The following is a 7,638-nucleotide window of genomic DNA, read 5'->3' as shown; positions in this document are numbered from 1 at the left end:
CCATTAACAACCTCACACAATCGCCCATTTACACTGACCTCCCAAATACCACTCGTTGTCGGGAGCAGCGTGAATGGACGCTTTTTTTAGCGTCGATTGAAGATATGATTCGGCCTACCTAAACGACTGTTTTCACGGCTTTACCATAAACCACGCTAAGGGATGACCAGTGGGGAGATGTTATTTTAGGAGGAACAACAACATATTTCTAGGTAATAGGATTTTAATCTAGAGGTGGTTTACTTGGAAGTCCAGATAAAAGAAAATGGTGAAATAAATGATTTGATTAATGTTATGGTCGGCGGGTTCTCGCAAAGTAATGAAGAGATATCAACAGATATCAAAAGTGGTGAATTCGAAAAAACAAGTGACACATTAGATTTCTCCGTAAAAAAAGAACTAATGTATAAGTTGATCGAAGATACTCAAGGTACAATACGATTTACGGATACCAAAGCTAGCATAACATTGGTATTAACCGGGATTGCAATAAACTTCTTGCTAAGATTCATAGATCCAATTTTTAACGTATTTTCTCTTCTTTTTAATCTTAAAATGAAATGGGCAGTTATAACACATGACTTATTATTGCTAATTTGCTTCGTAATTCTAGTCCTTTTTTCACTGGCATTATGGATTATCGTTACTGCAATTGCTCCAAATTCAAACCCAACTAAAAGCATCATTGTTGACGAGCTGAATCCGCCAAATTCTTTTTACTTAACGCAAATAACTCCTAAAGTTAGCTTTTTAAACGTATTAAATGATAAAGATGGCTTTTTTGTTTTGAGAAAAAAGTCTTCTGAATTGTTAAAGGAAATTACCAATTTAACTGAATTAGAATTTCTAAGTATATTAAGTAAAGAGTTTCTAAAGCTATGCTACATTAGAGAATTAAAAATTCAGCGAGTTCGTCGAGCAATAAAATTAATCAAATTATGTCTAATCCTATTGCTTGTAGTTGCGATATCAACATCCTTAATTAAAATATACATATAATTATTTTCTTAAAATAATTAATATTACATAGGGAAAGTTGCGTAAAAGTTTGGTTCTTAACACCACGATCTTGCGACATTATCGGCGAGGTCGTTTTTAATTTTGGGACACACTGACCCCGGAGGTGTTGCGTCTTGCAACCAGGAATGGCTTGAATCTCGACGGCAGCTAATAATACCAGCATTGGACTTTCGACATCACTGGAGGGGTCGCTTTTGTTTTAGTGGTCAACTGGGGCATCCTAATCCTGGAGGTGGGACTATTGTTTGAGTGGCTTGAGGAACGACGCCAAAAGCGTAGAGCTGAAGAAAAGTCCATGATGATCGAAGAAAAGGCCCGATGTGAGAAGGCTTCTAATGAAATAGAAGAGTTTCTTCTGCGGGTTAAGTCGGCTGGTATAGAAATACCAGATGTGCTTCGAGAGCAAATCGACGAGGACTTGTCAATCTATAAAGCCATGGCTAAAGCGTCTAGGAAACATCTCGAAACACTCAACACCCACTGAACCTCCACAGCGATCTCGCCGTTATTGGCGGGGGCGTTTTTTCTGTGAAAAAACTTTTTGCGACTTAATGTAAAAATACAAGATTTTCAAAGGGAGGAAAATCTAATTATTAGTAGAACATTTATCTGTAAAAACTATGATGGTACATATAACGGAGGGAGTTAGAAGTATGAGAGAAGAGAGTAACGGTAATTTTCTTCCTTTGGTATTGAGGCAAAGAAATTGTATCTCGAATTCCCCTTGCTCAGTTGAAGATGCCTATTATGACGTTAATGAAGATATATGGAAATCTAGCACATCTAAACTACCGCTCGTTTGTATAGAGTCACTGTCCAGGACTTCTATTACCGATACTCGAGAAGGATTGGATCAACCTGTAACTATAGACCTTGCGGGAAGAACATCAAACACATTTACCCGTGAAGGTATCGATCAATCCGAGATCATAGAACAAACAGAATTAAATAATTTATGGGGGCGTACTATCATTACTAGAACTTCAGAAGGGATAGACCAAATCGGCGAAGGAATCGGAACGGTATAAAATGTTACTTATTATAACTAATAGGGATGATTTTACGGCAGATTACGTTATTCTAGGGTTAAGAGAAAAAGATGTTCCATATATTCGATTTAATACAGACGAGTTTCCTCAACAATGTAAGATATCTAGAAGTTTTGAAAGCAATTATTTATCTGGTAATCTAAAAAAGTTTAATAATAAAACTAATCTTGAGAACGTGTCGGTAGTTTGGTATAGAAGATCATTAAATCCACCGCCCATAACAATTTTCGGCGTAGAAAACTCGCTTTTCGTTCAACAAGAGATTCGACATTTCTTAGAGGGGACATTACTTTCGCTACAAGTACCATGGGTAAATCCCTTACCCGCCGTAATGTCTTCAGAGAGAAAAATATTTCAGTTGAGTATAGCACTTGACTGCGGACTAACAATACCGGAAACCATTATAACTAATGATCCATTAGAAATTAATGCTTTCGCAAACAAGCATGAGAATATTATTTGCAAACCGATTTATTCAGGTTTACAGATAACAGAAAACAAAGGTTATAGTGTTTATACTCATGAAATTAATAGGGAATACCTGAAAGATTACAAAGCAATAAAGAATTGTCCGACGTTATATCAACGTCGTATTGAAAAAGAAGTTGATATTCGTTTGACTTTTTTCGGGGATAATTATTTCCCAGTACAGATTAAGGGAATAAATGAGGAGGTTTATCTTGACTGGAGGAAACCTGAGTATAAGCTATTGTATGAACTTACAAAAATACCTAATGATATCATTAATTCCTGCAAGATAATGTTGTCGAGACTGGGTTTAGTTTACGGGGCATTTGATTTAATTAGGGATCGGGCCGGTAAATACTATTTTTTAGAAGTCAATCCTGCGGGCGAGTGGGCCTGGCTTGATCGAGAGTTACAATTAGGTATGAGAGAGGCTTTGATATCTTTATTTGAGACACAAAAAGGATCTTCGAAATGGCTAAAATAATTGATTTTTTGCCAAATAGGCCCCAAAAAAAGCCTTTGCATAAAGCCATAAAAGGATATTTTAGAAGTATAAAATATTTGATAAAGCATCTATTTATAAGTTACGACAACGAACCAACTAAACCAAAGCTTGAACTACCAACTTACGAAAAACTTTCGGAACAAGATGCAGAAAAATATTTACCTCATTGTAAGGAAATATATGAGTCTTCGGTAGAACGCTTCAGTGCAATTCAAAATAAAGCCCAGCAATTATTAGGTTTTATTTCGTTATCATCAACAGTGATTGGTGGACTAATTGCTTTTGCTTATAAGGATAAAACGAGTTACTCTACAATTGAATACCACTTAATTTTGACATTATTTGCTTCGGTCGTAATATTTTCATTCTTATCTTTATTAGCGATATATAGATGTATAAGAGTAAAGAGCCATTATAAACCATTTATTTCGGCAATCATTGATTTTGAAAAAGTAGACTATAATCAATATAAAGCTTCAAAGTGTTGTTATGATTATTTAGATTGTGCCATATATAATGAGGTTATTAACGATCATATTGCTGACTTCTTACGTGCGGCACAAATGCTATTTTTGTTGTCTCTTACATTACTTTTATTTTTAGGATGTATCTTCTTAGGATTGATGCTAATCCAATCCCCAAATACGAACGGAGTTACTAAAGTTCAACTTGAAAGTTCCACTATAGATGAGTTAGAAAGAATACTAATAAAAGCTCTAAGAGATAAATAATACAAGATTCTTATGAAGAAGAATTTAGTGATTTAATTGCGACCTCCACACCATCGGAGAGGTCGCTTTTTTTGCGGTTACATAGCAGATGAGTTTTTGAGGGATAAATGGGGGAGTTTGTGGGGTTGGGAGGGGTAAGTGGGACAAAACTCGTCTGCTATTGGTACCTAAGCAGATAAGTTATATCTCATATAGTTTACAGATATTTTGTCTAACTAAATGATGGGATTGAAGGAAAAACTAAGTTTGATTTAGAATAAAAATTTATACTTGAAATAAAAAGTAGTCTACGACAACGCATAGTTTATGGGGGTAATAAACATATGGAGTATTAAAGGGCAAATAATATCCGTGGCCAATTCGTTAAATATTGGCATTCAGGAAGTCTCGATTCAAGAGATGAAGACCCTAATAGACTTGGTAAAAAGTAAATACTCTATAGATAAGCCTGATAATAAGGTTACTCCGTTATGGGAAAATCTTAAAGAAAGTTTTGGGGTTACCAATAAGGACGCATGGCGGTTGATACGAGATTTTATCGGTGAAGCTGTTAGTGTCATGTTTTTTAACCAATCTGATGAAAAAATCGGATTTGTATTTAGGAATGGTAATGACGTTGTTTGCTTATTAAGTGAAACATACGGATTCGAATTTTATTTGACTAACAGAGACGCAGAATATTTAATTTGATTTAATCATCATGATGTTCTAATCGCTTGTGGAAAAGCACGGGAGTGGTTAAATAATTACGATGGAAATAGAAAAATGGAGAGGAATTTATGGTAGAGAAGGGTCCTTAATCGAGTATCTATGCAAGACCCTCCGAAAAAGATATCACTCGAAGACGGAACTGTTATTTTAGAATGAAGTTTCTAATAAGTATGAAAGAGAGTTAAGAATATGGCAGGTTATCTGTGTAAATGTGGAAAAAAATTGTCAAATACAAACTCTCCAAATGATATTGAGTTAAGGGTTTATACAGATAGAGAATGGGATTTAATACTCCAAAACGATGTTATTGAACCTTTACAGATCCCATTTCCCAAATATGATGTGTGGAAATGTCCTAAATGTGAACGAATATACTTTTTCGATTGGGACAGTGGTAAACCAACAAAGATATATGCCTTAGAAGAAGGTTAGTAATTGCCTAACATTGGTATCATAGATTTTTTCAGTACGGTAATAAAACCTTACATTGAAGATGTAAGATCAAGAAAGCTAACAATTGCTACAGGTAATGGTACAGCACATGGAAAATACTATGACTTAAATGACTATATTATAACACTCAATAGACAATTTTAGAAAGGAGGTAATAATATTGAAATTAAACAAATTTGTATTTTTAATTCTATTAGTAATCATCCTACCGGTCGGATGCACAGAGAACAAAGGGACTGAGTTTGAAAGTATTCAACAATCTATCGTTGCAAATAGTAAAAATGAAACAAACAACAATACATTGTTAACCAATAACCTAATACAAAAGATTAACAACGAATTTGACGTTTCTAACAAAGAAAGTGGTACATATAAAGAGAGGGAACAACATTGGAAAAATGGATTAAGTCTTTTTTGCAAATTTTTAACTACAGATGAAGCAATAGACTTTGATGATAAAAAGCTTGAAAGTACCTTTTCAAGGCAAATTAGACGAATAAATATTGCTCCTATGTTATCGTTGTATTCAGTTTCCGCTCCCAGTTCCCTAGGTCAACTAGGGGAATATTGGTGGTGTATAAAAGATGGAAAAGAAGCTGAGCTAATTAATGAAGGTTGTGCCGAGATTGTTGAGGACGTAAAAACTATTAAGAAAAGTGATAAACTATACCTAATTCTTATCGGTCATTCTAAATTATATTCCCCTATGCCGGTTTTTCTGGGTGTTTGGAGTAAAGATAAAAACAAGTGGATTCCGGTTAAACAAACGAGTGATAATCTTTATTCTTCTTCTAACTACACGTTTGATTTAACGGAAAATTACATATACATACGAAAAAATGGTTATTTAGGAAGTTTAAAAATAGGTTTTGATTTCGAAAATATTATCATAAACCAAGAGGATCACTCTGATTATACATCTTTTTCTTTATCCAATTCTGGATTATTAATGTTCAAACATAATTAACATTTCTTACTATAACACAAAGTGTTTTTAAGTATCAAAAAGCCAAAACATTATCTGGAAAATTAGTTCAAGTTGTCTTCATATTAACAATTCTTTCCCTTCCTCCCACCACCCACCTATTGAATAGACAGGCAGTTCAGCCCATCGTGGCTGGACTGCTTTACTCAAGGATAGTACTCGCTGAGCGAGCGAGTATGCAGGTGTGGAAGGAGCAGCGTTAGCATTTTCCGAAACTGGAGTCGGAGGATTTGTATTCGGTATAGCTGCGGGACTAGAATTGGTTGAAATTGCGATGCTAGGCTAGATGATAAAGGGACGTATATCAATCCTTTTACAGGTGAAATTGGTGGTCGTGGTGTTGGAACACATATACCTTTAGGGAAGTGATTATTTTGGGAAATAAAAAACAATTATTTGAAATTTTGCTAGACCCTAGTTCAAACGACGCAGAGAAAGATGACGCGGTTATCGAATTAGGAGATAATTATGATGATGAAGAAACTATTGATTTCCTTATAGAAGTTTCTAACTTATATAGTAATAATGACATGATAGCTGCAAGCTGTGGCGAATCTATTGGTCTAGTATACGTAAGGACTCAAAAAATAGATTATGAAAAGATTTGTAAATTAAAAGGTACAGCATTATCTGAGGCACTTTCATTAATTAAAAAACATAGAATCGATTGGTATGAGAGTTACTTATGTTTAAACTCACAGAAAAAAACAAATTAAGCTCTGTACTTAACTTGGTAATCGATTGTACCCCTTACCCCACAGCCCACCTATTAAATAGACAGGCAGTTTAGCCCATTGCGGTTGGACTGCTTTATTTTTTCAAGGGCGGTGGCCAATGAAAGCAAACTTCGGCGACCTCACGTTAGACACTATCCACCACATGGACATCAACGACCGACTCAAACTTCTCCCCGACAGCTCCATCGATCTCATCATCGCCGACCCTCCATACGGCATCAATTACCGTAGCGGCAGTCGAAAGCGAAAGTTCACTGCAATCCAAAACGACAACATCATCATGGCCGACTGGTTGACCGACGCTTTCCTACACCAGATGGGACGTCTATGCCGAGTGGTATCACCGCATCGCCCAAAACTTCACCATCAAGAACTGCGTCGTCTGGCAAAAGAACGGCGGAGGAATGGGTGATCTCCGTGGAGCCTACAGTCCAGCCCACGAATTTCTCATCTTCGCTGTGAAGGGACGCCACATTTTAAATGGAAAGCGAATTTCAGACATATGGGCTGTGCCTCGCGATCCGGCAGTAACCTACATCCATCCGACGCAAAAGCCGGTAAAGCTGGCCGAGATGATTATTGAGAAATCGTCGAAGCCGGGTGATGTTGTGCTGGTCCCGTTCTGTGGAAGCGGTGGAGACTGCGTGGCCGCTAAGCGGATGGGTAGGAGGTTCATTGGGTGATGTTGAGAAGCAGTTGTGAGCGGTAAACTAAAAGGGACGATTTTTGGCCATTAAAAATGGACGTTTTTCGGACACCTGCCTTGGATGTTTTGATACAATAGGCGGGTTGCCAATAAGAGCTGCAAGCGAATCATGCCTGAAGAAATAACGTAAACGCAGGCCAACCTGAGCGCGTAGCAGAAGAAGCGGCACCTATTGTATACAGCATCATAAGGAGGTAATTGGCCCACATTGACGGAGTGGAAAATGTACACAAAGATTCACCATCAGAAAGACCAAGGACTGAAGCCGACCCA

The 7,638-nt window shown here is 36.6% G+C and carries 11 protein-coding genes; all 11 read left to right on the top strand.

What is annotated here, in order from left to right; translation table 11 throughout:
- Positions 1 to 243 precede the first annotated feature (243 nt).
- The 11 genes from H1S01_RS19345 (at position 244) to H1S01_RS19295 (ending at position 7,342) form a co-directional block, all read left to right on the top strand.
- Complete coding sequence (locus tag H1S01_RS19345; RefSeq protein WP_188042026.1) at positions 244 to 999, top strand: Pycsar system effector family protein; 756 nt, start codon at positions 244 to 246, stop codon at positions 997 to 999.
- 262 nt (positions 1,000 to 1,261) lie between these two features.
- Complete coding sequence (locus tag H1S01_RS19340; RefSeq protein ID WP_188042025.1) at positions 1,262 to 1,504, top strand: hypothetical protein; 243 nt, start codon at positions 1,262 to 1,264, stop codon at positions 1,502 to 1,504.
- 169 nt (positions 1,505 to 1,673) lie between these two features.
- A complete protein-coding gene (locus tag H1S01_RS19335) occupies positions 1,674 to 2,048 on the top strand; it encodes a hypothetical protein (RefSeq protein WP_188042024.1) in 375 nt (124 codons plus the stop codon).
- A gap of 1 nt (position 2,049) precedes the next feature.
- Entirely contained in the window at positions 2,050 to 3,021 is a 972-nt protein-coding gene (locus H1S01_RS19330) for an MvdC/MvdD family ATP grasp protein (RefSeq protein WP_188042023.1), read from the top strand.
- A complete protein-coding gene (locus tag H1S01_RS19325; RefSeq protein ID WP_188042022.1) occupies positions 3,009 to 3,773 on the top strand; it encodes a hypothetical protein in 765 nt (254 codons plus the stop codon). The genes H1S01_RS19330 and H1S01_RS19325 overlap by 13 nt, the downstream gene beginning before the upstream one ends.
- 351 nt (positions 3,774 to 4,124) lie before the next feature.
- Positions 4,125 to 4,463: a hypothetical protein gene (locus H1S01_RS19320; protein WP_188042021.1), complete on the top strand. Its 339-nt coding sequence runs from the start codon at positions 4,125 to 4,127 to the stop codon at positions 4,461 to 4,463.
- Between the two features lie 210 nt (positions 4,464 to 4,673).
- Positions 4,674 to 4,916, top strand: a complete 243-nt coding sequence (locus H1S01_RS19315; RefSeq protein ID WP_188042020.1) for a hypothetical protein — start codon at positions 4,674 to 4,676, stop codon at positions 4,914 to 4,916.
- A 181-nt stretch (positions 4,917 to 5,097) separates the two neighbouring features.
- On the top strand, positions 5,098 to 5,904 hold the full coding sequence (locus tag H1S01_RS19310) for a hypothetical protein (protein ID WP_188042019.1): 807 nt from the start codon (positions 5,098 to 5,100) through the stop codon (positions 5,902 to 5,904).
- Positions 5,905 to 6,296: 392 nt separating this feature from the next.
- On the top strand, positions 6,297 to 6,638 hold the full coding sequence (locus H1S01_RS19305; RefSeq protein ID WP_188042018.1) for a hypothetical protein: 342 nt from the start codon (positions 6,297 to 6,299) through the stop codon (positions 6,636 to 6,638).
- 118 nt (positions 6,639 to 6,756) lie between these two features.
- Complete coding sequence (locus H1S01_RS19300; protein WP_188042017.1) at positions 6,757 to 7,071, top strand: site-specific DNA-methyltransferase; 315 nt, start codon at positions 6,757 to 6,759, stop codon at positions 7,069 to 7,071.
- Positions 7,064 to 7,342 carry a DNA methyltransferase gene (locus tag H1S01_RS19295; RefSeq protein WP_188042016.1) on the top strand — a complete coding sequence of 93 codons (279 nt, stop codon included), beginning with the start codon at positions 7,064 to 7,066 and terminating at the stop codon, positions 7,340 to 7,342. The genes H1S01_RS19300 and H1S01_RS19295 overlap by 8 nt, the downstream gene beginning before the upstream one ends.
- The last annotated feature ends 296 nt before the right edge of the window (positions 7,343 to 7,638 follow it).

It is taken from the genome of Heliobacterium chlorum, assembly GCF_014502795.1.
In the GTDB taxonomy this organism is placed as follows: Bacteria; Bacillota; Desulfitobacteriia; order Heliobacteriales; family Heliobacteriaceae; genus Heliobacterium; species Heliobacterium chlorum.
Note: the sequence above shows the minus strand (reverse complement) of the source record. Positions and strands in the feature narration are given on the sequence as shown.

Excerpts from the sequence above, each read along its gene's own strand:
- H1S01_RS19335 (WP_188042024.1), top strand. The coding sequence starts at position 1,674 with ATGAGAGAAGAGAGTAACGGTAATTTTCTTCCTTTGGTATTGAGGCAA.
- H1S01_RS19330 (WP_188042023.1), top strand. The coding sequence starts at position 2,050 with ATGTTACTTATTATAACTAATAGGGATGATTTTACGGCAGATTACGTT.
- H1S01_RS19325 (WP_188042022.1), top strand. The coding sequence starts at position 3,009 with ATGGCTAAAATAATTGATTTTTTGCCAAATAGGCCCCAAAAAAAGCCT.
- H1S01_RS19315 (WP_188042020.1), top strand. The coding sequence starts at position 4,674 with ATGGCAGGTTATCTGTGTAAATGTGGAAAAAAATTGTCAAATACAAAC.
- H1S01_RS19300 (WP_188042017.1), top strand. The coding sequence starts at position 6,757 with ATGAAAGCAAACTTCGGCGACCTCACGTTAGACACTATCCACCACATG.
- H1S01_RS19295 (WP_188042016.1), top strand. The coding sequence starts at position 7,064 with ATGGGTGATCTCCGTGGAGCCTACAGTCCAGCCCACGAATTTCTCATC.